The sequence below is a fragment of the Marinobacter sp. KMM 10035 genome, assembly GCF_046537445.1.
Lineage (GTDB): Bacteria > Pseudomonadota > Gammaproteobacteria > Pseudomonadales > Oleiphilaceae > Marinobacter > Marinobacter sediminicola.
This window is the reverse complement of sequence record NZ_JBBVMG010000001.1, coordinates 859,425-885,457: the sequence shown is the minus strand read 5'-3', so window position 1 is coordinate 885,457 and position 26,033 is coordinate 859,425. Positions and strand designations below refer to the sequence as shown.

Genomic DNA, 26,033 nt, shown 5'->3' with positions numbered 1-26,033 from the left:
GCTTGTCTGATCTTTGCCATCGCGTAAACTGTGGGACATCAGACAGGAACCCGATATGACTCAAGCTTTTGATATTGTGATTGTCGGTGCCGGCATGGTCGGCGCCGCACTTGCCACTGGCCTCGGGCGAGAGGGCTTTAGCGTCGCGATGGTTGATCGCGCCCCTGCCCCCGGTTTCGACCCTGATTCGGCCCCCGATATCCGCGTGTCAGCTCTCAGCGCAGGCAGTGAGCGTTATCTGCAAAGCCTGGGCGCCTGGAATCATATCCTCGGCATGCGCGCCACCCCCTATCGCCGACTCGCAGTGTGGGATGAAACCCGACACCCTTTGAGCAACCTTCTCCCGCGAACATCCAACCAGGTGGAGTTTGATGCGAACAGGTTGAACACCTCTCACCTTGGTCATATTGTGGAAAACTCAGTTACCCAGCAGGGCCTTTGGCAGGCTGCGGAAGCTGAATCCTCAGTCACCATACTCGCCGGCAATGGCGTTACTGGCATTACCAAAACAGGCGAGCAGGCCATCGTTGCGCTTGAGAACGGTGCGCAGCTGAGTGCCCCACTGGTTATTGGTGCAGATGGCGCACAATCCCGGGTGCGGGATATGGCAGGCATTGGCGTTACACGGAATCAGTATGGCCAGCAGGCCATGATCATTTCCGTTCGCTATCAGGGGCCGGTGCAAGACATTACCTGGCAGGGGTTTCATCCCTCAGGGCCCAGAGCCTTCTTGCCACTTTACGCCGCCGGCTCTGATCACCCGGGTGAAAGCCGTGCGTCGCTGGTATGGTACGACTCCCCTGAGGAAATCGTCCGGCTGAAAAGCCTCAGCAGTGAGGCACTGATGGCGGAAATACAGCAGGCTTTCCCGGCAGAGCTGCCACAGCTGACTCATATTGAAGATCGCGCCAGCTTTCCCATCGCCCGCCAGCACGCGAAGCACTACTCGGCGGGGCGCATTGTGCTTGTGGGGGATGCGGCTCATACCATCAACCCCTTGGCGGGACAGGGCGTGAATCTTGGATTTCAGGATGCCCAGTGCCTGCAATCTATTCTGAAAGAAGCACGGAGAGCTGGCAGGGATCTGGCCGACGCCTCGGTATTGGCCAACTACGAGGCACAACGGCGCCCGGCGAACCGGCGCATGATGTATGCCATGGATGCCTTCTATCATATGTTCAGCAACCAGATTCCGCCCGTTCATCTGCTCCGCAATCTGGGCTTGGGCGCCGCCCGCGCCCTGCCCTTTGCCCGTAATCAGGTGGCGCGCTATGCCATGGGCATAGACGATGGGTTGCCGGTGGTTATTCGGCAACTCACAGCCCGCTTACCTGGGCTGAACCAGCTTTAAATGCTCAAATCACAACGTGATCTACATAGAGTGACGACAATAAAAGGAAGCCAAAATGTCTGAAACCCTTTTCACCAAAATCATCAATCGCGAAATCCCGGCGGATATCGTTTATGAAGACGACATCAGCCTGGCATTTCGTGATATCAACCCGCAGGCGCCAGTGCACCTGCTGATCATCCCGAAAAAGCTGATCGCCACCATCAATGACATTGAAGAAACAGATCGCGAGCTGGTCGGCCACCTGTACTGGGTCGCTGCCAAGCTCGCAAAAGAGATGGGCTTTGCCGAAGACGGCTATCGCACCGTGATGAACTGCGGCGAAAACTCCGGCCAGACGGTGTTTCATATTCACCTGCACTTACTGGCAGGAAAACCTCTGGGCTGGCCGCCTTATACCGACAAAATGAAGCAGGCCTGAGCAGTCCAGGCTTGGCTAAAGTGGGGCTTAACGCCCCACTACCCGCTCCGCCTCTTCCATGGGTGAATGGCGCACGTCTTCGCCTTTGACCATGAAAATCACGTTCTCGGCAATGTTGCAGGCGTGATCCCCCACCCGCTCCAGCGACCGAAGTACCCACATCACTGACATGCACCGTGAGATGTTACGGGGGTCTTCCATCATGAAGGTCAGCAAGGTGCGGGCCGCAGCCTGGTATTCCTCGTCCACCCGTTTGTCTTCTTTCATGACGCGCAGTGCCTGCTCAGAATCCAGGCGTGCAAACGCATCCAGTGAATCGTGAAGCATGGTAATTACATGGGCACTAATATGGCGCACCTCCACATAGCCCTGTGGCGACTGACCTTCATCCAGGAGTTTGATGGCAAATTTGGCGATTTTCTTGGCTTCATCTCCTACCCGCTCCAGATCTGCAACCATTCTGATCACCGAAATCACCAGCCTCAGATCGCGAGCTGTCGGCTGGCGGCGGGCAATGATCAGCATCGCCTCTTCGTCGATATCCATCTCCATGCGATCGACCAACTTGTCTTTAGCCCGTATCTCTTCCGCAGTGTGGCCATCGCCATCAATGAGTGCCTTAACAGCACTGTCGATCTGGGTTTCCACCAAACCACCCATTTTCAGGAATCGGGTTTGCAGGGCCAGCAACTCATCATTGAATCGATTGGAGATATGATCTCCGTATACGTCATCTTTTTTCGTAGGCATTGTGACTCTCCCTTGTTCTTTAAACTCTGGATCAGCCAAACCGGCCAGTGATGTAGGATTCCGTCAACTCATGTTCCGGCATGGTAAAGACCTTGCTGGTGTCGTTTACTTCCACAAGGTGGCCTAAATGGAAGTAGGCGGTACGGTTGGAAACGCGCGCAGCCTGCTGCATGGAGTGGGTCACGATCACTATGGTGTAGCTTTCGGACAACTCGGCAATCAGTTCTTCAATGCGCGCGGTTGCAATCGGGTCCAGCGCCGAACAAGGTTCATCCATCAACACCACTTCCGGGCTGACCGCTATGGCTCTGGCAATACACAGGCGCTGCTGCTGTCCGCCGGACATGCCGGTTGCCATGGCATCAAGGCGGTCTTTAACCTCATTCCACAAGCCAGCCTTACGCAGGCTGTTTTCCACTATGTCGTCCAAGTCAGACTTGCGATTGGCCAGGCCATGAATGCGGGGCCCGTAGGCGACGTTATCGTAAATAGACTTGGGGAAGGGGTTGGGCTTCTGGAATACCATACCCACCCGGGCACGCAACTCCACCACATCCCGTTTGGGGTCGTAGATGTCCTGGCCGTCCAAGAGCAAAGAGCCCTTGATCTGGCAGCTCTCGATACTGTCGTTCATCCGGTTCAGGCAGCGCAAGAAGGTGGACTTACCGCAGCCGGAAGGCCCGATAAACGCAATAACTTCGTTGCGGGCGATATCCAGGCTGATGTTTTTAATGGCCGGCGATTCGCCATAGAACACTTCCACATTCCGCAGATGAAATTTGGGGTCGTCGGAGAAGGGAATGCCAACGGTTTTGCCTTCTTCAATCGTGGTTTCTGCTGGGCTCATACTAATACTCATAAGTGTTGTCTCTTTACCAACGGCGCTCAAGGCGTTTACGCAGCCAGATGGCGAACGCGTTCATGGTGATCAGGAAGGCGAGCAGAACCATAATGCCGGCGGACGCCAACTCCACGAACCCCTGCTCTGCGCTGCCGGCCCAGATGAAAATCTGTACAGGCAACACGGTGGCGGAACTGAAGAAGCCATCCGGTATCTCCACAATAAACGCCACCATGCCAATCAGCAGTAGAGGTGCCGTCTCACCCAAGGCTTGTGCCATACCAATGATGGAGCCGGTCAACATGCCGGGCATGGCCAGGGGCAGAACGTGGTGCAACACCACCTGCATTTTCGAGGCACCTATGCCTTCGGCCGCCTCCCGAATCGACGGGGGCACACTCTTGATAGCCGCACGGCTCGAAATAATGATGGTGGGCAGGGTCATCAGCGCCAGCACCAAGCCACCCACCACGGGCACCGAGCGGGGCATACCGAACAGGCCGATGAATACCGCCAGCCCCAGCAACCCGAAGATGATGGAGGGCACGGCTGCCAGGTTATTGATGTTGACCTCAATAAAGTCCGTCAGGCGGTTGCTGGGTGCAAACTCTTCCAGATAAATCGCCGCTGCCACACCCACCGGGAAGGCAATGACCAAGGTGATACCCATAGTCAGCAAGGAACCGATCAAAGCACCGAGAATGCCGGCGTTAGAGGGTTCCCGTGAATCGCCATTGGTGAAAAACACATCGTTAAACCCGGTATCGATCACGCCTTTGCTGAGTAGTTCATCTGTCCAGCGCTGTTGTTGCTCAGTGAGGCGTATGGAGTACCCGGCGTCGCCGGCATGCTTCACATAAACGGACACCGTATCGTGGGCCGGGAACTCAATGGTTCGGGTAGTGCCCAGCCAATCCGGATTCTCCTTCAGCAAGTCGCGAACCTGGTTACTGGCATAGCTGCCGGTCATGCGGCTGAGCTCACGCATATCTGCCCGGCTGGAAGCCTCCGGGAAATACGCCTGCATGGCCCTGATGATGGGCGCCTGAAAGTCCGCCATGGCGATCTGTTCCGGATCTGAGGCATCGTTCAGGTACATCAGTTCGCCATCCAGATGCACCTCAAGGGTCACGGTGGTTTTGATGAAGCCTGTGTATCCCTTGCTGATAATGTCGGTAAACAGAATCACCAGCGAGAAGAGCGCAATGGAGATGGCCGTGATGCCATAAAGGCGGAACCGGCGCTCCTTGCGATAGCGGCGCTTGAGCGAACGGCGAATCAGCTCCGCCTGCGAGCCTTCACGCTCCGCGTGTGAACCTGGCTTAGTCATATTGTTCCCTGTATTTACGCACGACTTTCAGTGCGATCACGTTCAGCAGAAGCGTTACGATGAAGAGCATCATGCCCAGTGCGAAGGCAGCCAGCGTCTTGGCGCTATCGAACTCCTGGTCACCGGTCAGCAGGGTGACAATCTGAACTGTCACCGTAGTCACTGAATCCAGAGGGTTGGCCGTCAGATTTGCAGCCAGGCCAGCGGCCATCACCACAATCATGGTTTCACCAATGGCACGGGAAGCGGCCAACAATATGCCGCCCATAATGCCGGGCAGCGCCGCCGGGAAAATCACGTTTTTCATTGTTTCGGACTGAGTGGCACCCAGCGCCAGGGATCCATCGCGAAGGCTGCGCGGCACTGCGTTGATCACGTCATCAGATAGCGAAGACACAAAGGGGATGATCATAATGCCCATCACCAAGCCCGCGGCCAAAGCGCTCTGGGAAGAGGCTTCAAGGCCAAGCATCAGGGCCAGATCACGGATGAAAGGCGCTACTGTGAGCGCCGCAAAAAAGCCATAAACGACGGTGGGCACCCCCGCCAACATTTCCAGCAATGGCTTTACCACCGAGCGCATCCTTGGGCTGGCGTATTCTGAAAGATAAACCGCAGACAGCAGGCCCACCGGCACGGCGATCAGCATGGCAATGGCGGAAATCATCAGGGTGCCGGTGAAGAGCGGAATAACGCCGAAGGCACCCTCTGAACCTACCTGATCCGCCCGCAACGCAGTTTGTGGGCTCCAGTTGGTGCCAAACAAAAACTCGCTCATCGGCACCTTGCCAAAGAAGCGGACAGTTTCAAAAATAACGGAAAAAACAATGCCGATGGTGGTCAGAATCGCCACAGCGGCACACACAAAGAACAGGCGCTGAAGCGTGCGCTCCACGCTCTTGCGTGCATTAATAGTCGGAGCTACGCGTGTCCAGGCGAAGGTGCCGCCAAGAACCGCAATCAAAACAACCAAAAGACTTTTGAAGCGACTGCTTTGCTCTCGCAACTCTTGCAGCAACACGGCCGCACTGGAAATGCCATCGGGCACCATAGCAGGATTCAGCTTACCTGCCGCCAGGTTACTGATCTGGGAAAGTGTCAGGCTGGCGTGCCCTGCAGATTGCGGCGTCAACTCTGCCGGCAGGGAAGCCATCACGATGTTCTGAATAACCTTGCCTTCAAAAGCGGCCCAGGCACCCAGGATGATCAGGGCTGGTATCGCACACCAAAGCGCAGCCCTGGCGGCATAGTATGCCGGCAGGGCCTTGAGGTTACGTATGCCCCCCAGGGGCGCTGCCACAGCCCGGGAACGCATATAAGCGGACCCGTAAGCTACTGCGGCAAGCACCAGAACCAGGGGCAATAAATCAGCCGTCTGCATTAAAGCTCATCACCTGTCATTGGTTTGAGTTCCCGAACGGCTTTCGCGGTTTCCATGCGAACGTTGCGGGGGTTAGGGATCAGCCCCACATCCACCAGGTAACCGTTATCGCCCCAGGCGCCTTCAGTGGTGAATTCCTGCGCATACTCCGCAATGCCTGGAACCACACCTGCGTGGGCATTTTTGATATAGAAGAACAGAGAGCGGGCAACCGGGTACTCCTCATCGGCAATGGTGTCTGGTGTAGGCGCCACTCCGTTGATGGTTGTTGCCTGAATTTCACCGCTGTTTTCCATCAGGAAGCTGTAACCGAAGATACCAAGAGTGTCTTTGTCCTGCACCAGGCGCTGTACGATCAGGTTATCGTTTTCGCCGGCCTCTACGAATGCGCCATCTTCACGCATATTGTGGCAGACACCGCGCATTTCCTTCTTTTCCATCGCCTTGATGAAGCCATAGGTCTTACAGCCACCTTCCATCGCAATTTCTACAAAGGCGTCGCGGGTGCCGGAAGTAGGAGGCGGTCCCATCACACGGATGGCTTTACCCGGCAGGCTGGAATCGATATCGCTCCATTTCTCATAAGGGTTGGCAACCAGCTTGTCACCGCCTTTTGGATCGGGAACTTCTTTGGCCAACGCCAGGAACACCTGCTGCAGGCTTAGATCCATCTGGTCAGCTTGCTTGGAGTTTGCGATTACAATGCCATCAGCGCCGATTTTCACTTCGGTAATGGCTTCCACGCCATTGCGCTGACACATCTCGAATTCGCTGGTTTTCATGCGGCGAGAGGCGTTGGTGATGTCCGGGTGCTGAGTACCAATACCCGCACAGAACAGCTTGAAGCCGCCGCCAGAACCGGTTGATTCCAGCTTGGGTGTAGGGAAGCTGGTATTGCGGCCAAAGCGCTCGGCTACAACCGTGGCAAAAGGATAAACCGTTGAAGAACCCACAACGTTTACGGTGTCACGGGCCAATGCCGGAGCGGAAAGCATGGATAACCCGCCAGTCAGTGCAACGATAGCAAAAGCTGTATTCGGTTTAATCACGTTAAATCTCCATCAGTCACTAAAATTGTGTACAGCACCGGTTTACTGATGGCTAAAGACTAGAGCTTGTGTGTGACAACTTTGTTACACCTTTTGAAATATTGTACCCAAGCTGCAAATAAGCTTGCAGCCGTGCGGCAGGTCGTTACCATGCTAAGAAAATAATTCCAGAAATCTAATAAAAGGCAGGCTTCATGACGGCGTACGATGACGATAAACCCAAGCCCCGCGGCGACTTGATCCTTCAGATTGTTCCCCTACCACAAGATACCAACGCCAATGGCGACGTATTTGCAGGCTGGCTAGTCAAGCAGATGGATATAGCTGCAGCGACTATGGCTGGCCGTATATCTCTGGGCCGCAATGCCACTGTGGCAATGGATGGAATGGAGTTTCTTTCACCTCTGCGAGTGGGTTCACAGGTAGGCTGCTACTGCGAGCTGGTAGACATCGGCCGCAGTTCCATGAAAATTCACGTGGAAGTGTGGACCCTTGATCGTGCGGCCAAACACCCTCGCAAGGTGACAGAAGGTCGGTTTGTATACGTTGCGATTGATGAACAAGGTCGTATACGGGAAGTTCCGGAACAGCGCAGCTAACCCGGAAACTCAGGTGCCCTGGGCCATCGCGATTGGCAAGACAGCCAGAGTCTGTAATGATTATCCCATAACGGCCGACCCGGCATTCTCAGGAAATCAGGGATTCTCAACCCATGAACTTCAAGCAACCATTCATATTTACAACAGCCCTTTCCCTGATGTCGACATCCGTAGCCGCTGATATCGGCATCACGCCTTTCATGGGCTACCGCGTGGGCAGTTCTGTCGATATTGAATCCTCCGTGGCCAGCACACAAGATCAAATCAAGTTCAAGGATTCTGCAAGCCAAGGGTTGATTTTGAACTTCGACCTGCCAGAAGCCGGTACGCAGGGCGAACTCTATTTTGGCCGGCAGGATACCTCAGCAAAGCTGGATAACGGTGTCTTTGCACCCGGCACACAGGAAATCGACGTCACCATCTACCAACTGCAATTCGGCGGCCTTTACTTTCCGGGAGGCAAAAGCTACGGCGGGTTTGCATCTGGCGTACTGGGGTTGACCCGCCTGGAACCAGACAATTCAACCTACGATACCGAACACCGCCTGGCCCTATCCCTTGGCGGTGGTTACCAGTTCCTACTCAACGAGAGTTTGCGCCTGCGGCTTGACCTTCGTGGTGTCTATACAGCCCTCGATTCCGGTGGTTCTGTGCTCTGCTCCGGCGGTTGCGAGCTCACCTACCGCAGCAGTGGCTACCTGCAACTTGAGGCAGGTGCAGGCTTGGTCCTGCGCTTCTGAATCCACCTGCTGTCATGCTCTAGCCACGCGCCTTTCGGGCAGCATCAATGACAACAACGCGGCGGCTGCCAGCAGACCCGATGATATCCACAAGCACGCCTCCAGCCCGTAAACCTGATACACCCAGCCAGACAATATCGTACCCAGCAACCGGCCTGCGGCATTGGACATGTAATAGAAACCCACATCCAGGGATACACCATCACCTCTGGCATAGCTGACAATCAGGTAGCTATGCAGGGAGGAGTTGATGGCAAACAAGATTCCGAACAGCAACAAACCACCGACGACCACAAACTGTGGTGACCAGCCGACCATCAGACCAAAGGCAATCGCTGCGGGAACTAATGCCAGTGCTGCGGCCCAGAATGCGACAGGCTGCTTGCCTTCGCCTGTTCCGGTAATCCGGGGTGCCATGGCCTGGATAAAGCCATAGCCGATGACCCAGGTGGCCATAAAACCGCCAACCTTCCAGAAGTCCCAGCCAAAGACCGCATGCAGATAAACGGGCAGAGCCACAACAAACCACACATCCCGGGCACCAAACAGAAACATACGGGCTGCAGACAGCACGTTAATGGCACGGCTTTTTGAAAGAATCTCCCGGAATTTTGGTTTTGCGGTGCTCTTGCCCAACTCCTGTTTAAGCAAAAACAGACTGGCGAGCCAAACCAACCCGAGCGCCACGGCCATGGCAAGCACCGCGCCGGTGAAGCCCACTGACATCAGCAGCACGCCACCCAGAAAAAAACCCACGCCCTTCAGGGTGTTCTTGGACCCCGTCAGGATGGCGACCCATTTATACAAAGTGCCCTGCTGCTCATCTGGCACCAGCAATTTGATTCCACTTTTGGCAGACATTTTGTTCAGGTCTTTGGCAATACCGGACATAGCTTGCGCCGCCATCACCCAGGGCACTGAGAGCATGGTCGCCGGAACAGCCAGCATGGCCAAGGCCGCGATCTGCAGGAACAGCCCGATATTCATGGTGCGATTCAAACCCATGCGAGCGCCCAGATACCCGCCCAACAGATTGGTCACCACCCCGAAGAACTCGTAGAAAACGAATAGCAGGGCGATTTGCAGCGGCGAGTAACCAAGCTGGTGGAAATGCAGCACCACCAGCATGCGCAACGCCCCATCCGTCAGGGTGAAGGCCCAATAATTACCTGTGATCACCAGGTACTGACGAATGGCAGCATTCATATCAAGCCAAGCCTACCTTGCGCGCCAGTTCCGCGGTGCGATTGGCATAACCCCACTCGTTGTCATACCAGGCGTAGATTTTTACCTGAGTGCCGTTGATCACCAGCGTGGACAAGGCATCGACAATGGATGAGCGCGGGTCTGTTTTGTAATCGATAGACACCAGCGGGCGTTCTTCGTACCCGAGAATCCCCTTCAACTCCCCCTCTGAGGCTTCTTTGAGCAGCCGGTTTACCGCATCGCGATCTGTAGGCGTTTCCACCTCAAACACACAATCCGTCAGGGACGCGTTGGTGAGGGGAATACGCACTGCGTGGCCATCCAAACGCCCTTTCAGTTCCGGGAATATTTCGATAATTGCCGTGGCAGATCCAGTGCTTGTGGGAATCAGCGAGCTGCCGCAAGCCCGCGCCCGCCGCAGGTCTTTGTGGGGCGCATCAATGATTGTCTGGGTGTTGGTCAAGCTGTGGATGGTGGTAATGGAGCCGTGTTTGATACCCAGTTTCTCATGAATCACCTTAACCACTGGCGCCAAACAATTAGTGGTGCACGATGCCGCGGTTACAATTCGATCCTTGGCCGGGTCAAAAATGTCTTCATTCACACCCAGTACAATGTTCTTCGCGCCCGCTTCTTTCACCGGCGCGGTGACCACCACCCGTTTTACGCCTTGATCGAGATAGCCCTGCAGCGCTGCCACTGTTTTGTGCGCACCGCTGGCTTCAATCACCAGGTCGCAGCCAGACCAGTCGGTATCCGCAATGGCTTTATTGCGTGTGACACGGATGCGCTGGCCATCAATCGCCATGTCATCGCCATCAGCAGCTGCCTCACGGCTCCAGCGGCCATGGATACTGTCGAAGTTCAGCAGATGAGCCAAAGTGTGCGCGTCTGCGCCCGGGTCATTAATCGCCACAAATTCCAGTTCAGGCCACTCCCAGGCGACCCTTAACGCCAAGCGACCAATACGGCCAAACCCGTTGATGCCTACTTTGATTTTACTCATGGTGTTCTCCTTGCGAGTTTCGCAGGTGATGTATCCAATGAATGTTCAGGGGCACTGCGGTGCCGGGCGCTCGGCCATTGCCTGCAACTTCGCCATAGGCGTTTCGATCAAGGCTTTATTATTTTCCGCCGTTTCATCCAGAACCCGTGCTACCCAGTCCGGCAACTGTGGGTTCACTGAATAGTAAATCCATTGCCCACGACGCTCTGTTTCTACCAGCCCGGCCTCCCGTAATGCGGCAAGGTGGCGACTAACCTTCGGCTGGGACACATCAAAGGCTTCCGTCAGTTCGCACACACACAACTCTTTCTGCCCCCGAATAAGCAATAAAGCAGCCAGCCGCAACTCGTCGCTCAGGGCCTTGAATACGGTGACCGGGCTGAAGTCTTGGTGCGTCAGCGCAGTTTCCTGATGTGGAACAACGTCTCTATTCATGAAGCTTTCCAATCCTGAATTTTTGGCATATTCGGTTTTCCGTATATGCTTTTTTTGCGATACTAATTATCGAAGATGACAAAGTAAAGACACCCGGATAGCGAGATTATAAATTACACCATGAAGCCGACCGTACCTCCCAACATCGATTCTGAGCTGTTCCAGCCACCGACTGCAGAGCAAGTATTTGGAGCGGCGCCTTCAAACCATGCACCTCGCATCTTGCTGCTCTATGGTTCTCTGCGAGACCGTTCATTCAGCCGGCTCGTGGTGGAAGAGTCCGCCCGTTTACTGGAAGCCATGGGCGCGGAAACCCGCATCTTTAACCCTTGCGGCCTGCCTTTGGCCGATGCCGAAGATGACTCGCACCCCAAAGTTCAGGAGCTGCGAGAGCTGGCGCAATGGGCTGAAGGCATGGTGTGGTGCTCCCCGGAGCGCCACGGCGCCATGACCGGCATCATGAAAACCCAGATCGACTGGATTCCGCTGTCTATGGGCGCCGTTCGTCCCACTCAGGGCAAGACCCTTGCGGTGATGCAGGTGTGCGGTGGCTCCCAGTCGTTCAATGTGGTGAATCAGTTGCGGGTGCTTGGCCGGTGGATGCGAATGGTGACTATTCCTAACCAGTCGTCCGTAGCCAAAGCCTTTATGGAGTTCGATGACAACGACCGCATGAAGCCGTCCTCCTACTACGATCGCATCGTGGATGTGATGGAAGAACTGGTGAAGTTCACCCTGCTGACTCGCGACCGCAGCGACTACCTGACCAACCGCTATTCCGAGCGCAAGGAAAGCGCTGAAGAGTTATCAAAACGTGTTAACCAACGGTCCATCTGAGGGGTAGTCATGAGCCAAAATACAGAAGCCGCAAGCACTGCCTCAGAAGGCATGGACCTGTTCGGCCGCTACCTGTCGGTCTGGGTTGCTCTGGCAATTATTGCCGGCGTAGCCTTGGGCCAGCTTGCGCCTGGAATACCCGAAGCCCTGTCCCGCTTCGAATACGCCCAGGTGTCTATCCCTATCGCCATACTGATCTGGGCAATGATCTTTCCAATGATGGCGCAGATCGATTTCGGTGCGATTGTTGGTGTAAGAAAGGAGCCTAAAGGACTGGCGATTACCACCATCGTGAACTGGCTGATCAAACCCTTCACCATGTTCGCCATTGCCTGGTTCTTCCTGATGGTGGTGTTCGAGCCCTGGATTGCTCCGCAATTGGCGAGTGAATACCTGGCGGGCGCCATTTTGCTGGGTGCGGCACCTTGCACTGCCATGGTGTTCGTCTGGAGTTACCTGACCAAAGGCGATGCGGCCTACACACTGGTGCAGGTATCCCTGAACGACATCATTATGCTGTTTGCCTTCGCACCTATTGTGGTTTTCCTGCTGGGCATTTCCGACATTCAGGTGCCCTGGGATACAGTGATTCTGTCGGTTGTGCTGTACATCGTGATCCCGCTGGCTGCCGGCTATCTCACCCGCCGCACATTGATCGCCCGCCGTGGCGAGCAGTGGTACGACGAGGTATTCATGAAGCGGCTGGGGCCTATTACGCCCGCAGCGCTGATTGTCACTCTGGTGTTGCTGTTCGCCTTTCAGGGCGAGGTCATTCTGGAAAACCCGCTGCACATTGCGCTGATTGCCGTACCACTGATCATCCAGACGGTGCTAATTTTCTTCATCGCCTACGGCTGGGCCAGACTGTGGAAGGTTCGCCACTGCATCGCCGCACCCGGCGCCATGATCGGTGCCAGTAATTTCTTTGAACTGGCAGTAGCCGCAGCCATTGCGCTGTTTGGCCTGCAATCCGGGGCAGCATTGGCCACAGTGGTTGGCGTGCTGGTGGAAGTGCCTTTGATGCTGGTTCTGGTGCGTATCGCCAACAATACCCGGGATAAATTCCCGGCTTGACCCCCGCGCAGACCCCCGGTGACTGGCCGGGGCTAGCTTACAAAGCACAGTGCCGGGGCTCACGACCTGTTCAGCTAACCACCACCCTGCTAATATCCCGCCCATCTTTCTTACCATTGAACCGCAAACCTCTGACCCGAACGGAACCAACAGAATGGATTTTCTCCAGGCTTTTTTCCTTGGCCTTATGCAGGGACTGACCGAATTTCTGCCTATTTCCAGCTCAGCCCACCTGATCCTTGTACCCGCATTTTTTGACTGGGTGGATCAGGGCGTTGCGTTCGACCTTGCGGTTCATGTGGGCACCTTGCTGGCGGTGGTGATTTACTTCCGCACGGACGTGTTCAGCATCGCGCGGGACGGCCTCATGTCCATAGGCCGGCGCCGCGTAGTCGGCCAGGGCGCTCTGGCGTTATATATGGTGATTGGCACAATCCCGGCTGGTCTTGCAGGATTGGCGTTACTGGACATTATCGATAACGAACTGCGTGCGGTAGAAATCATCTTTGCCACCACCCTGTTCTTCGGTCTGCTGCTGGGCGTTGCGGACTGGATGCCAAAGCGCCAACGTTCGATAGACTCTCTGAACTGGAAAGACGCTTTACTGGTAGGTATCGCACAGGCCATCGCCCTTGTACCGGGCACTTCTCGTTCTGGAATTACCATAACTGCTGGTTTGTTCCTGGGCATGAGCCGGGAAACCGCCTCCCGCTTCTCGTTCCTGCTGGCCATTCCCATTACCGCTCTGGCATCTGCAGTTAAGCTTCTGGAAGTAGCGACTTCGGATATTGCCGTGGACTGGAGTGCATTTCTGGTAGGGGGCGTTACATCCTTCGTTATTGCCATTACCGCTATCCACTTCTTCCTGAAATGGCTGAACAAGGTGGGCATGTGGCCTTATGTTATCTACAGAGTCATTCTGGCTGGGGTTATTTACGCGGTGTTGATGTAGGCACTGTGAGGTCTTGCTGAGGCCAGCACCGTGTCCGAAGCAGATAGCGGGCTGCGCCTCCCAAAAATGTGCGGAGCCATGGATGGCGGAGCCCAAGCGCCACATGGATGTGCCGAAGGAGCGTTTTTTGGGAGGCGCAGCCCGCTATCTGCAAACACCAAAGCCTAGCAGGCCTCCAACGGCGCATAAGCCAGCACCAACCACTTGGCACCTTCATCAAAATTCACCTGCACCCTTGTGTGGTGCCCGGTGCCTTCAGCATTCATCACAACACCTTCGCCGAACTTGGGGTGCCGAACACGCTGCCCCAGGCTGAAACCGGTCTGCTGGGCAGAGTCCTGGCTGAACAGGCCTTCGTTAGGGCGATCCATCATGGCCGGGCGGGTTACCGTATTACGTAGGCGCACCTCCTGCAGGCAATCGCCGGGAATCTCCCGAACGAATCGGGAAAGCGCGTTGAACTTCTCCTGACCGTACAAACGGCGGGATTCGGCGTAGGTAATCACCAACTTTTTCATGGCCCGGGTGATGCCTACATAGGCCAGCCGCCGCTCTTCCTCCATGCGCCCCGGCTCTTCCAGAGACATGCTGTGAGGGAACAAACCCTCTTCAACACCGGCAAGGAATACCAACGGGAATTCCAAGCCTTTTGCAGAGTGCAAAGTCATGAGCTGCACACTGTCTTCGTGATCTTCCGCCTGAGATTCGCCAGCATCCAGAGCTGCCTGAGCAATAAACTCCGAGAGCGGGTCCACACCCTCTTCCACATCAAAATCTGCAAGGGCGTTAACCAGCTCTTCCAGGTTCTCCACCCGCGCCTGAGCCTTCTCGCCTTTTTCACTGGCGTGGTAGTCCTTCAGGCCGCTGGCTTCGATGGTCTGCTTCATAAGCCCATGAAGCGACGCGCCTTCAGCCATCGCAGACAGCTCTTCTATAATATCGAGGAACGCCTGCAGCCCGGTTTTGGCACGACCTTTCACCTGCCCGGCCGCCAGCAATCGCTCGGCCGACTCCCATAGAGATATGCTCAGGTTGCTTGCATATTCACGCAGCTCCGCCAGGCTTTTTGCGCCTATGCCACGGGTGGGCAAGTTCACCACTCGCTCGAAGGCTGCATCGTCCCGCCGGTAGTGCACCAAGCGCAAGTAAGCCAAGGCGTTGCGGATTTCCTGGCGGTCGTAAAAGCGCAGGCCGCCGTACACCCGGTAAGGGATGCCCTGGCGCATCAAGGACTCTTCCAGCACCCGGGATTGGGCGTTGGAGCGGTACAAGATGGCGGATTCGCTACGCAGGTTGCCTTCATTGACCCAGCTGGAGATGCTGTCGGCGATATAGTTGGCTTCGTCCTGCTCGTTGAATGCTGCGTACAGACTGATGGGCTCACCTTCCACGCCATCTGTCCAAAGCTCTTTACCGAGCCTGCCCTGGTTGTTGGCAATTACGGCATTAGCAGCTTTCAGAATCAGCTGTGTAGAGCGGTAGTTCTGTTCCAGGCGCACCAGCCGGGAGTTCGGAAAATCCCGTTGGTACTGCTGGATATTCTCTATTTTGGCGCCACGCCAGCCGTAAATGGACTGGTCGTCATCGCCCACCACAGTCAGTGGTACACGATTACCCGCAAGAACCTGCAGCCAGGCGTACTGAATTGTGTTGGTGTCCTGAAACTCGTCCACCAGAATATGCTGAAACCGCTGTTGGTAATGGGCCAGCAATTCCGGCCGGTGCAGCCAGAGTTCGTGGGAACGCAGCAGCAACTCGCCAAAATCCACCAGCCCACTCTGTTGGCAAAGTTCTTCGTATCGGCGGTACACCTTCACCATAGTGGAAGTGAAGTGATCCCCCGGGTTTTCCTGAATATGATCGGCCCGCAACCCTTCGTCTTTCTGGCTGCTGATAAACCATTGAGCCTGCTTGGGCGGGAACTGGCTCTCATCAATCTGGGCCTCCCGCATCACCCGCTTGACCATGCGCAGCTGATCATCGCTGTCCAGCACCTGAAAGTTCTCCGGCAGCCCGGCATCCTTCGAGTGCGCTCTTAGCAAACGATGGGCGATACCGTGGAAGGTACCAAACCAAAGCCCCCGTGATGGAATGTTCATCATCTCTTCAATGCGATAACGCATCTCTTTGGCGGCCTTGTTGGTAAAGGTCACCGCCAGAATCCCCGTAGGCGGAACCCGATCCACCTGCATCAACCACGCAATCCTGTGCACCAACACCCGGGTTTTGCCACTGCCGGCACCGGCTAGCACCAACAGGTGGTCATTTTGTGCCGTAACCGCCTCACGCTGGGCATCATTCAGGGAATCGATAATGTGGGAGACATCCATGGAAAATCACTATAGTCCGGAGAATGGGGAATTCAGATAAAAGATTATAACAAGTCAAAGCCGAGCCTGCCCCGCTCCCGCTCGATGGTTTATCGTTTAGACTCGCCTCACTATAAAGTTACTGCAAAATCAGCCGACAACAGAAGATAACAGTACGAAACACAATCACCATTTCGTCTACCCATAGCAACCTATATGATCGTGCCGCCACACTGGGTTGTTCCGTCAGGAAAAGACTATGCTGTCATCACTTAAAATCTCACAAAAACTTGGCTTACTGGTCAGCATTGCCATCCTCGCATTCGTGATCAGTCAGGGCTTCGCATTTATAACAGAACGCTCCAACTCTGAGCGCCTGAGCGAGGTAAAAGATCGCCTTTATCCAACGCTGGAGCTGACCACCATCAACGAAGGCCAGTTGAAGTTGATGGAGCAACAAATCAGTGGTGCAGTTACCACGGGGGACGACCAGCAACTGGAAGCAACCCAGGCGTATCGAGACACCATTGCGACCAACCTGGAAAAAATTGCGGAACTGAGCCCCGCCCAAGCCAGCAACATCCAAAAGCTGAGCCGAGACCTCGACAATTACTACGACAACGCGTCGCGCCTTGCCACCTCCATTATTGACGGCACCGCCGACTTCACTCGCATTGGTGACGACGCGGCCCGCAACGCAGCGCGCCTGGAGCAGCTACAGGCCGGCCTGAACACCATGCTTGAAAACAATCGGGCGCGGTTCCAGAGCGCTATTTCGGAAACCGCCGAAGCCTCAAGCAACGCCCAGACTCTGGCACTGATTATCCTGGTCTCTACGGTTGTTGTGCTGATTGCAATCAGCCTGGTGATCGGCCGCTCCATATCCGCCAGCCTTACCCAGATTATCGACTCCCTGAAGAACATGGCTTCCGGCGAAGGTGACCTGACCCGGCGCCTGAACTACGAAGGCCGGGATGAGCTTCGGGAGCTAGTGAACCAATTCAACCTGTTCGTTGCCAAGCTGCATAAATCGTTTGCCACTATCAGCGATGACGTGAACGGACTGAACACCGCCACAGGCCATCTGACCAATGCCAGCCGAGCAAACCTTGAGCGCATCAGCAGCCAGGCCCAGGCCATTTCATCCACCCGAAACTCGGTTGATGAGCTGGTAAAAAGTGTTGAGGAAGTTGCCGGTTTTGCTTCAAGTGCATCGGATCAAACCCAGGACGCTGCGCGCTTCGCCCAATCGGGCCAGGAGAAAGTGCAGAATAACGTCGCGACCATCCGCGAGCTGGTCGGCGACATTGAAAAAACTGCGGGCCTGGTGAACCAGTTTGATGAGTTCTCCGCCCGGGTTGGCGGCCTTCTGGACACTATTCAAACCGTTGCAGAACAAACCAACCTGCTGGCTTTGAACGCTGCCATTGAAGCCGCCCGCGCGGGCGAACATGGCCGCGGTTTCGCAGTTGTGGCTGATGAAGTGCGCGGGCTTGCCGTGCGCACCCATAAAGCAACGGAAGAGATTCAGGGCGTAATTTCCGAACTTTCCAAGCTTTCGTCTTCCGCGGTCACCTCCATGAAAGCCAGTGTGAACAAGGCCCATGAAGGCGTGGAAGCGACCACTGAATCCGGCGAGATCCTGTCCCGCATTCTGCAAAACGTGCAGCAGATAAGCGAACTGAACGAACAGATTGCGGCCGCGACCTACGAACAAAGCACCACATTTAATGAAGTAACCACTTACATGACGGACATGCACCGGAATGCCGAGGCAGTCATGGAAAGCACCGATGAGCTGGATAACGTGAGTCGCGATATCCAGAGCGTCAGCAACGGCCTGCAAACCGTTGCCAGCCAGTTCCGCGTGTAAATTAACCTCGATAATGTACGGATTAAAGCCCCTATGAAGAAATTGCTACAACTCGCACCACTGGCGCTCGCTGTTGCGGCCGGTTCCGCTTCTGCCCAAAGCACAGAAGACACATTGGCCCGCATGCAACAGCAGCTCAACGCTATGCAGCAACAGGTTAACTCGGCTAATAATGACAGTGTTCGTTTTAACGGCTTCTTCAGCACCGGCGTAGCACGCGCAAGCAACGATGCCGGTTACGCTGGCATAACGGAAACGACCAGCGTGAACGATCTCAGCTTGATAGCTCTGCAGGGCACCTTTGACGTGACTGAAAAGAGCCAGGCAGTGCTACAGCTCGTTGGCCGTGGCGCTGATGACTGGGAGCCGCAAATAGAGTGGGCCTATCTAAGCCATCGCCCCACCAACAATCTGCAGTTGCGAGCAGGTAAAATGCGCATTCCGTTCTTTATGTACTCCGATTCATTGGAAGTCGGTTACTCTCAGCCTTGGGCTCGCCCGCCACAAAGCGTTTACGGCCCTATCGCAATCACCAGTTATGTGGGTGCTGATGCGACATATAACTTCAATTTTGATGACTCATCTCTTACAGTAAACGCTTTCACCGGATTTACTGATGAGGATGGCACAACCGGGGAAGTTCAGCTTCGCAATATCGGGGGTGTAAACCTGACATGGACTGATTATGTCTGGACTTTGCGTGCTGTTGCAGCGACAGCTGAAGCAGATATTGATGCAACCCGCTTAAAAGCGCTTGTCCCACCAACCATCACCGTTAACAGCGTGTTGGCCGACGGTGAACGAGGTAACTTCTATGGCATTGGCGCAAGCTATGATGACGGCAGCTGGCAGATCATCTCGGAAGTCACTCGAGTAGAATTAGACGGCAAGTTCGCTGATACCGATTCTGCGTATCTGTCGATTGGCCATCGTTTTGGCAGCTGGACGCCCTACATCGCCACTGGCTGGACAGAAAGCAAGGATGAAGACGAGCGCAAAGGTCTCTTCATCAATATTCCGAGCCAGGGTGTTGTGGTTCCTGAATCAATCCTCAACTATCAGCGTACGGATTACAGTGTCGGCACACGTTGGGACATCACCCCCGGGGTTGCGATCAAGGCAGACATAACGCACGTTCGTGGGCTTGATAAAGGTTATGCCAATCTGAATACCCAGTATATGCTCTCGAACGATACTAACAGCACCAACGTCTACACCATTAAACTTGACTCGGCATTTTAACGGAGGCACCCATGAAAAAGCTTAGCCTGATATTTGCGGCCAGCTTGCTGGTCAGCCCCCTTGCTATGGCCGACGTCGTCGTAATTGGTCATAGTGCTGGCCCGGACAGCATCACCGAAAACCAGGTCCGTGATCTGTACCTCAACCGTAGCAACCAACTGCCCGACGGACAGAAAGCGACCCCGTTTGAAATGACCGGAGGCGATCCGGTTCGCGCCCAGTTCCACGACAAGGTAACCGGGCGCAACGATGCCCAGCTCAAAGCCTTCTGGTCAAAACAGGTATTCACTGGCCGCGGCCAGCCACCCGCAGAAGTGGGCAGCGCTGCGGCAATGAAAGCCCAGGTCTCATCAACACCCGGCAGCATCGGCTACATTGATGAAGCCGACGTAGATAGCTCTGTGAAGGTTATCCTTACGCCTTAAACAGCTGTCAGAAACAAAGAAGGCGAGCCCACGGGCTCGCCTTCTTTGTTTAAACCTCAGCCTTCAGATCAGAAGCCTCTGGGCACCGTTTGCGCTTCAACAAACTCGAACAACCCTTCAAGCCCACCTTCGCGCCCGGTTCCTGACGCTTTCATGCCACCAAAAGGTGCCTCAGGCGTCGGCCCTGTGCCGGTATTCCAACCCACATGGCCAAACCGCAGCCCGGCAGCAACCCGCTGCGCACGCTCTGCATCCGCTGTGAACACATAGGAAGCCAGGCCAAATTCCGTGTCGTTACCTGCCGCGATCACCTCGTCCTCGGAGCGGAAGCTCGCTATAGGCACCAAAGGCCCAAAGGTCTCTTCCCGGGAGCAGCACATCTCCGGCGTTACGCCAGAAATCACCGTGGCCGGGAAGAACAGGTGGCCCTCGCCCAGATCGCCGGGCTGTTTGCCTGCAACCAGTGAGGCGCCTTTGTTCAGGGCGTCTTCCAGATGGCGCTTCACCTTGTCGAAGCCGGCTTTGTTAATCAGTGGGCCAAGATCAACATCGCCTCCAATGCCATCGCCTACCGTCATCTTGTTCACGCGCTGCGCAAGCTTCTCACCAAAGGCATCCATTACCTTTTCGTGAACAAAGATTCGGTTTGCGCACACACAGGTCTGCCCGCTACCACGGAATTTGTTGGCAATCAGGTTGTCTGCAGCTGCGTCCAGATCCGCATCGTCGAACACGATAAACGGCGCGTTACCACCCAACTCCAAAGCCAGCTTTTTAATTTGGTCAGCGGTATCCACAACCAACTTACGACCCACTTCTGTGGACCCGGTAAAGCTCAACATGGGCACATCCGGGCTCTCGCATAGAACCTTGCCAATCACACTGGCCTTGCCCATCACCAGGTTCACCATGCCATCAGGCAGGTTCACATGCTTGTCGATCAAATCGAACAGCGCAATCATGGTCAGCGGTGTTTCGCTCGCCGGCTTGATCACGGAAGGGCAACCTGCCGCCAGGGCAGCCGAGAGCTTCTTGGCAATCATGCCAATGGGAAAGTTCCAGGGCGTGATGAGTGCGGTAACGCCAACAGGGCGGTAATGGACTGTCCAGGTGCAGTCACGGGGTTTCCCCGGGAGTTCGTGGGCATCCAACGCTTGAATGTTTTTGGAGCAGTAGTCAAAAAAACCCGCGGCGTAATCTACTTCACCCTGGGCCTCGTTCAGCGGCTTACCGTGCTCCAGGCACAGAATCCGCCCAACCTCTTCCTTGTTCACCCTGAGCGCATCGCGGATCTCTTCCAGCCATTTCCTGCGGGTGTCGATGCTGTAGGGGCTGGTCAGTTGCAGTGCAGACATGCCCGCTTCGATCGCCGCCTTCACCTCACTTTCAGGCATGGAAGCAACCTGCGCAATCACCTTGCCCGTTGCCGGGTTGTATACATCAAAGGTGTTGCCCTGTTCATTGTCAGTCCAGCGACCGCCGATGTAGCCAGTCATCTTTCCCAGCATTGGTGACTCGATCATTTCGGCTCCTGCTCAGTCAGTAACGACACCCACAAAGGTGCACGGTTATATGAATTGAATCCGACCTTCATCTTGGATGCTGAATCACTACCTGTAAAGTCGACAGCTCGGCTTTTGACCATTCCCAATCTGTGCCTATACTCCCAAGTGCCTATACTCACAGTGTCTGCATTCACAGCAACTGAGTCATGCCGCTGCAGCACCGGAAACCAGGAGGTCGGATAATGAAAGCGTTTTTCCATCCAGCTCAAGACAAGCATGCCCCCCAATCCTACTTCACCCGGGGTCAGATGCGTCAGCCTCAGGAGGTGCCGGATCGCACCCACCAAATGCTGGAGGGTTTGAAAGCGGCAGGCATACCGGTATTACAGCCTTCTGATCAGGGCGCCCGGCCGATTGCCAAGGTGCACGACCTGGGGTATCTGCGCTTTCTGGAATCTGCTCATCGTCGCTGGAAGAAAATGGACGACTGGGGGGAGGAAGTCATGTCTAACATCTTCGTTCGCTCCCCGAACCACCTGACAGGCATTCTTGCCGAAGCGGCACGGTATCAGGCCGACGGCAGCAGCCCCATTGGAGAGCACACTTGGGAAGCGGCCTACTGGTCGGCTCAGACTGCTCTGGCCGCAGCCGACGCGCTGATGGCGGGGGATCGCACCTCTTACGCCGTGTGCCGCCCGCCCGGGCACCATGCCCGCAAGGATTCCGCGGGTGGTTTCTGCTACCTCAATAATGCCGCCATTGCCGCTGAGCACATGAAATCCCGGTTCCCTCGCCTGGTTATTCTGGATCCCGACATGCACCACGGCCAGGGCATTCAGGAAATCTTTTACGAGCGCAATGATGTGCTCTACATCTCCATTCACGGCGACCCAACTAACTTTTACCCGGTGGTATCTGGTTTCGAGAATGAGCGTGGCGAAGGCGAGGGTTACGGTTACAATATCAACCTGCCCATGCCCCACGGTTCATCAGAGGAAGATTTTTTCGTAAAAGTCGAGGAGGCTGCGGCGGCTATCAAGCTGTTCCAGCCAGACGCACTGATTCTGACGCTCGGCTTTGACATCTATAAAGATGATCCGCAGGCCAAAGTGTCAGTAACGTCGGAAGGGTTTTGCAGGCTCGGCACACATATGAACCAGCTCGGCCTCCCTACACTGGTCGTGCAGGAAGGCGGCTATGATCTGGATAGCCTGAGCGAGAACGTACAACAGTTCTTCAAAGGTATGGGCTGCTGAAACTCTATGAGGCGGGCGCGTAAACTTTAACGTTTTCGTGCCCTTCTGCTTTCAGGTGCACCGCATGCATCCGGCTCATTGCGCCGCGGTCACAATAAAGCAGGTACTGGCGGTTAATGGGAAGCTCAGGGATCCTGCGGTTCAACTCGTAAAACGGGATCTTCATAATCTCGTTGCCGGTGAGCATTAAAGGAGACTGCTCCCCCTCAGACGGATGGCGCACATCAATTATCACGTCGCTTACTGCGGGCGTCTTTACCAGCTCCACATCTTCGGGTGTGGTGGTGGTATCCAGCAAATCACTTACCAGTGTTTCTTCACGGGCTTCAATAGCTTGCGCCAGAACCAGCGGATCCATCTCGGCCTCATCGGCCTCGACCCGGTACAAGCGGGCCCGGGTAGTCGGCTTCTGGGAGATAACACCACAATACTCAGGCATGTTGCGCGCGTAGGCCTCAGTGCCAATTTCCCGCGCGAGCTTTATGATGGCTTCCTTGTCCATCGCAATCAATGGACGCAAAACCACTTCGTCGCTGGCCCGGTCAACAACATTCAGGTTGGTCAAAGTCTGGCTCGATACCTGGGCTACCGCATCGCCCGTCACCAGCCCAGCGGCGTTATTGCTGCGCGCAAGCTCACTCGCGGCCTTCAACATTTGCCGCTTGAGCACCACGCCCCAATGCCGGTGACTAACCGACTTCATGATTTCTTCCACCACGCCATCAAAAGGCACGGAGATAAACTTGGCCCCATGGGAAGCTCCGTAACGGCTCCACACATAGTGAACCACTTGGCGCACACCCACTTCGTGAGCTATGCCACCAAGATTGAAAAACAAAAAGTGACTACGCATACCCCTGCGCAACATCAGGTACGCGGCGACCGATGAATCGTAACCGCCCGAGACCAGCGTCAACACATTCTCGACACTGCCCAGCGGATACCCCCCCAGGCCACGGTGCTTGCGATTGGCAATGTGGAATTCGTCATCCCGCACCTCGATGCGCACCTCCACCTCGGGTGAACGCAAATCCACACTGGCACCGGAAGCAGAAAGATACAGCTCGCTGCCCACAAAGCGCTGGAGATCCATTGAGCGGAAATCATGCTTTCCATGGCGGCGCGCCCGTACCGCAAACGTTTTTCCGTCGAGGCGGCCAGCAAAAGCTGCCACTGCTTTTTCGGCAATGTCCTCAAGGCTGACAAGCGGGAAGGCGGCTATTTCCTGAATGGTGGAAATACCAGGGATGCGCATGAGCTCATCCACAGCCACACCCTCCAGACCTCGGCCATCGGGCACATCAACATCCACTCGGTCCCAGCTGCCTTCAACTAAAATACTCTCATCAAGCCGGGTCAGAATTCTACGGATGTTCTGGCGCAGCTGACGCATCTGGCGACGACGAACAGGCTTGCTCTTGATAGCAATCTCAGAGGCAGGACGGATAAGAAGTTTCATAAATGGGCGTTTTGTCGAATGGTGTATGATCAGGAGAGCGCATAGTGTAACGCTTTGGCGTTATGCCTCAAAATCGGGTATTACCGCAACACTCAGGAGCTTTTCCATTCATGACCGCACCCACCATCAATGCTCTCGTATCCCCAGAGGGCAGCTTGGAAATACTGTCCAATCACGAAGTCAATCTGCTCAAAGACAAAAGCGTGGGCGGCCTTTACCAGCTGTTCAGACAATGCGCTCTGGCCGTGCTGAATACGGGCGCGGTTACAGATGACTGTCTGGACTTGATGGAGACCTATGCGGATTTTGATATACGACTGATTCCACAGCCCCGGGGCCTTAAGCTGGAGCTGATTAATGCCCCAGCGCACGCGTTTGTGGATGACGAAATGCTTCTGGCCATTCGGGAGCACCTGTTCTCGGTTCTGCGAGATATTGTTTACACCCATTCCACACCCAAGTTTGCGGGGATTCTGAAAGGTAATGGGCCTGAAGACCTGACCAACATGGTTTTTCATATATTGCGGAATGCCCGGGCTCTGCAAACCGGCCGCCAGCCCGATCTGGTTGTATGCTGGGGCGGGCACTCCATCAGCCATGAGGAATACCAGTACAGCAAGGAAGTGGGCCACCAGCTTGGCCTGAGAGAGCTTAGCATATGCACCGGATGCGGCCCGGGTGCCATGAAGGGCCCCATGAAAGGGGCCACCATTGGCCACGCAAAACAGCGGGTTAAAAACGGTCGTTATATTGGCATTACCGAACCAGGCATTATTGGTGCAGAAGCGCCCAACCCCATCGTGAATGAACTGATTATCATGCCGGATATCGAAAAGCGCCTGGAAGCTTTTGTGCGCTGCGGGCATGGCGTTATTGTTTTCCCCGGGGGTGTTGGTACCGCTGAAGAAATTCTCTACCTGCTGGGTATCCTTCTGCACCCGGACAATGCTGACCTGCCCTTCCCGGTGATTTTTACTGGCAGAAAGGAAAATGCTGAGTACTTCGAGATGATCGACAAGTTCATCCGCACCGCGCTCGGGGATGAAGCCGCCAGCAAGTACGAAATTATTATCGATGACCCCGTGCGGGTGGCGCAAACCATGAAAAAGGGCCTAAAAGACGTCGAAACCTTCCGTCGTGCCATGCAGGATGCATATTATTTCAACTGGATGCTGAAGATCGATCCGGTATTCCAGCTGCCATTCGAGCCAGATCACGAAAACATGCTGGCCTTGGAACTACACCGTGATCAGCCAGTGCATCTGATCGCTGCCAATCTGAGAAAGGCATTCAGTGGCATAGTGGCCGGAAACGTAAAGGATGGGGGTATACGAAAGGTGCAGGAGAAGGGGCCTTTTGAGATCACTGGGGATCCGTCTTTGATCGAGCCTCTTGAAGCTATGCTGGAACAGTTTGTTGCGAATAACCGCATGAAGCTGCCCGGGTCTTCGGCTTATCGGCCAAGCTACCGAATCGTCAATACAGCAGCCTGAACTGCTGTATTGACATCATAACGCTTACTTGCCGCCAGCGGGCAGGCTTGCATAGTACGCTGCCAGGTTAGCAATATCTGCGTCACTGAGGGCAGCTGCCTGGCCTTGCATGATGGCTGCCATTCCGCCGTTGCGCTGCTTATCCTTGTATGCTTTCAGCGACGAGACCAGATACTGCTCGTGCTGGCCCGCCAGGTTCGGATACATTGGAATCTGGGCGATTCCGTTCTGGCCATGACAAGCTGCACAAACTGCTGCTTTTGCCTTACCTGCCGCCACATCACCGGCCGCGGAAGATACTGCAGGAACGGCAGCACTCAGGGCGAAAAGACCTGCAACTGCATAGTGTTTAAGTTTCATTATGGTTAACCTCTCATCATCGTTTTAAGTATTGCTTCTAGGTATTCTAAACCTAATGGAGAACTGGCCAGAAGTTATAGCACAGACGTAACATGGCGCAAATGCCATAGATCAATGCGATACCTTCAAGAATCGCCTT

The 26,033-nt window shown here is 55.1% G+C and carries 24 protein-coding genes; 12 read left to right on the top strand and 12 right to left on the bottom strand.

Going from position 1 to position 26,033, the window contains the following annotated elements:
• The first annotated feature begins 55 nt into the window (after positions 1-55).
• Entirely contained in the window at positions 56-1,351 is a 1,296-nt protein-coding gene (locus AADB16_RS03865; protein ID WP_410801499.1) for an FAD-dependent monooxygenase, read from the top strand.
• Positions 1,352-1,406: 55 nt separating this feature from the next.
• Positions 1,407-1,772, top strand: coding sequence for a histidine triad nucleotide-binding protein (locus AADB16_RS03860; protein WP_410801497.1), 366 nt, complete (start codon positions 1,407-1,409; stop codon positions 1,770-1,772).
• 27 nt (positions 1,773-1,799) lie between these two features.
• Here AADB16_RS03860 and phoU read toward each other — a convergent pair whose 3' ends face one another.
• Genes phoU through AADB16_RS03835 form a run of 5 tightly spaced genes read right to left on the bottom strand, consistent with a single transcriptional unit; the run spans position 1,800 to position 7,123 of the window.
• Positions 1,800-2,522: a phosphate signaling complex protein PhoU gene (phoU, locus tag AADB16_RS03855; protein ID WP_309044638.1), complete on the bottom strand. Its 723-nt coding sequence runs from the start codon at positions 2,520-2,522 to the stop codon at positions 1,800-1,802.
• A 31-nt stretch (positions 2,523-2,553) separates the two neighbouring features.
• Positions 2,554-3,381 (bottom strand): phosphate ABC transporter ATP-binding protein PstB, encoded by an 828-nt coding sequence (pstB, locus tag AADB16_RS03850; protein WP_200202302.1) that lies wholly within the window; start codon positions 3,379-3,381, stop codon positions 2,554-2,556.
• Between the two features lie 13 nt (positions 3,382-3,394).
• Positions 3,395-4,693 carry a phosphate ABC transporter permease PstA gene (gene pstA, locus AADB16_RS03845; RefSeq protein ID WP_410801495.1) on the bottom strand — a complete coding sequence of 433 codons (1,299 nt, stop codon included), beginning with the start codon at positions 4,691-4,693 and terminating at the stop codon, positions 3,395-3,397.
• A complete protein-coding gene (pstC, locus tag AADB16_RS03840) occupies positions 4,686-6,074 on the bottom strand; it encodes a phosphate ABC transporter permease subunit PstC (RefSeq protein ID WP_309044635.1) in 1,389 nt (462 codons plus the stop codon). Before pstC ends, pstA begins: the two co-directional genes overlap by 8 nt.
• Positions 6,074-7,123, bottom strand: a complete 1,050-nt coding sequence (locus AADB16_RS03835) for a substrate-binding domain-containing protein (protein WP_410801493.1) — start codon at positions 7,121-7,123, stop codon at positions 6,074-6,076. Before AADB16_RS03835 ends, pstC begins: the two co-directional genes overlap by 1 nt.
• A gap of 194 nt (positions 7,124-7,317) precedes the next feature.
• On the opposite strand from AADB16_RS03835, the gene AADB16_RS03830 reads away from it, so the two are divergent.
• Positions 7,318-7,722 carry an acyl-CoA thioesterase gene (locus AADB16_RS03830; RefSeq protein WP_298452218.1) on the top strand — a complete coding sequence of 135 codons (405 nt, stop codon included), beginning with the start codon at positions 7,318-7,320 and terminating at the stop codon, positions 7,720-7,722.
• 113 nt (positions 7,723-7,835) lie between these two features.
• A complete protein-coding gene (locus AADB16_RS03825) occupies positions 7,836-8,462 on the top strand; it encodes a hypothetical protein (protein WP_410801491.1) in 627 nt (208 codons plus the stop codon).
• 12 nt (positions 8,463-8,474) lie between these two features.
• Here the strand turns inward: AADB16_RS03825 and arsJ are convergent, their stop codons facing one another.
• From arsJ to AADB16_RS03810, 3 genes are read right to left on the bottom strand one after another with little or no spacing between them, the layout of a single operon-like run.
• Entirely contained in the window at positions 8,475-9,668 is a 1,194-nt protein-coding gene (gene arsJ, locus AADB16_RS03820) for an organoarsenical effux MFS transporter ArsJ (RefSeq protein WP_410801489.1), read from the bottom strand.
• 1 nt (position 9,669) lies between these two features.
• Positions 9,670-10,674, bottom strand: a complete 1,005-nt coding sequence (locus tag AADB16_RS03815; RefSeq protein ID WP_410801487.1) for an ArsJ-associated glyceraldehyde-3-phosphate dehydrogenase — start codon at positions 10,672-10,674, stop codon at positions 9,670-9,672.
• 45 nt (positions 10,675-10,719) lie between these two features.
• Positions 10,720-11,109, bottom strand: coding sequence for an ArsR/SmtB family transcription factor (locus tag AADB16_RS03810; protein WP_309044632.1), 390 nt, complete (start codon positions 11,107-11,109; stop codon positions 10,720-10,722).
• Between the two features lie 120 nt (positions 11,110-11,229).
• On the opposite strand from AADB16_RS03810, the gene arsH reads away from it, so the two are divergent.
• The 3 genes from arsH to AADB16_RS03795 all read left to right on the top strand — a co-directional run bounded on the left by arsH (position 11,230) and on the right by AADB16_RS03795 (position 13,972).
• On the top strand, positions 11,230-11,946 hold the full coding sequence (gene arsH, locus AADB16_RS03805) for an arsenical resistance protein ArsH (protein ID WP_410801485.1): 717 nt from the start codon (positions 11,230-11,232) through the stop codon (positions 11,944-11,946).
• A gap of 9 nt (positions 11,947-11,955) precedes the next feature.
• Complete coding sequence (gene arsB, locus AADB16_RS03800; protein WP_410801483.1) at positions 11,956-13,020, top strand: ACR3 family arsenite efflux transporter; 1,065 nt, start codon at positions 11,956-11,958, stop codon at positions 13,018-13,020.
• 154 nt (positions 13,021-13,174) lie between these two features.
• Positions 13,175-13,972, top strand: coding sequence for an undecaprenyl-diphosphate phosphatase (locus AADB16_RS03795; protein WP_298452194.1), 798 nt, complete (start codon positions 13,175-13,177; stop codon positions 13,970-13,972).
• Between the two features lie 164 nt (positions 13,973-14,136).
• Here AADB16_RS03795 and uvrD read toward each other — a convergent pair whose 3' ends face one another.
• Positions 14,137-16,302 carry a DNA helicase II gene (gene uvrD, locus AADB16_RS03790; RefSeq protein ID WP_410801481.1) on the bottom strand — a complete coding sequence of 722 codons (2,166 nt, stop codon included), beginning with the start codon at positions 16,300-16,302 and terminating at the stop codon, positions 14,137-14,139.
• Positions 16,303-16,540: 238 nt separating this feature from the next.
• On the opposite strand from uvrD, the gene AADB16_RS03785 reads away from it, so the two are divergent.
• Genes AADB16_RS03785 through AADB16_RS03775 form a run of 3 tightly spaced genes read left to right on the top strand, consistent with a single transcriptional unit; the run spans position 16,541 to position 19,821 of the window.
• Complete coding sequence (locus tag AADB16_RS03785) at positions 16,541-18,154, top strand: methyl-accepting chemotaxis protein (protein ID WP_410801479.1); 1,614 nt, start codon at positions 16,541-16,543, stop codon at positions 18,152-18,154.
• A gap of 33 nt (positions 18,155-18,187) precedes the next feature.
• Entirely contained in the window at positions 18,188-19,396 is a 1,209-nt protein-coding gene (locus AADB16_RS03780) for a hypothetical protein (protein ID WP_410801477.1), read from the top strand.
• Positions 19,397-19,407: 11 nt separating this feature from the next.
• The gene (locus AADB16_RS03775) at positions 19,408-19,821 is read left to right on the top strand and encodes a phosphate ABC transporter substrate-binding protein (protein ID WP_410801475.1); all 414 of its coding nucleotides are present in this window, start codon (positions 19,408-19,410) and stop codon (positions 19,819-19,821) included.
• A gap of 68 nt (positions 19,822-19,889) precedes the next feature.
• Here AADB16_RS03775 and AADB16_RS03770 read toward each other — a convergent pair whose 3' ends face one another.
• Positions 19,890-21,344, bottom strand: a complete 1,455-nt coding sequence (locus AADB16_RS03770) for an NAD-dependent succinate-semialdehyde dehydrogenase (RefSeq protein ID WP_410801473.1) — start codon at positions 21,342-21,344, stop codon at positions 19,890-19,892.
• 224 nt (positions 21,345-21,568) lie between these two features.
• Here AADB16_RS03770 and AADB16_RS03765 point away from each other — a divergent pair, with 224 nt between their 5' ends.
• Positions 21,569-22,582, top strand: coding sequence for a histone deacetylase family protein (locus AADB16_RS03765; protein ID WP_309044624.1), 1,014 nt, complete (start codon positions 21,569-21,571; stop codon positions 22,580-22,582).
• A 4-nt stretch (positions 22,583-22,586) separates the two neighbouring features.
• On the opposite strand, the gene thiI is transcribed toward AADB16_RS03765, so the two are convergent.
• Positions 22,587-24,041 (bottom strand): tRNA uracil 4-sulfurtransferase ThiI, encoded by a 1,455-nt coding sequence (gene thiI, locus AADB16_RS03760; protein WP_410801471.1) that lies wholly within the window; start codon positions 24,039-24,041, stop codon positions 22,587-22,589.
• A 110-nt stretch (positions 24,042-24,151) separates the two neighbouring features.
• Between thiI and ppnN the strand changes: the two genes are divergently transcribed.
• Entirely contained in the window at positions 24,152-25,534 is a 1,383-nt protein-coding gene (ppnN, locus tag AADB16_RS03755; protein ID WP_410801469.1) for a nucleotide 5'-monophosphate nucleosidase PpnN, read from the top strand.
• A 24-nt stretch (positions 25,535-25,558) separates the two neighbouring features.
• Here the strand turns inward: ppnN and AADB16_RS03750 are convergent, their stop codons facing one another.
• A complete protein-coding gene (locus tag AADB16_RS03750) occupies positions 25,559-25,894 on the bottom strand; it encodes a c-type cytochrome (protein WP_298452171.1) in 336 nt (111 codons plus the stop codon).
• Positions 25,895-26,033 lie beyond the last annotated feature (139 nt).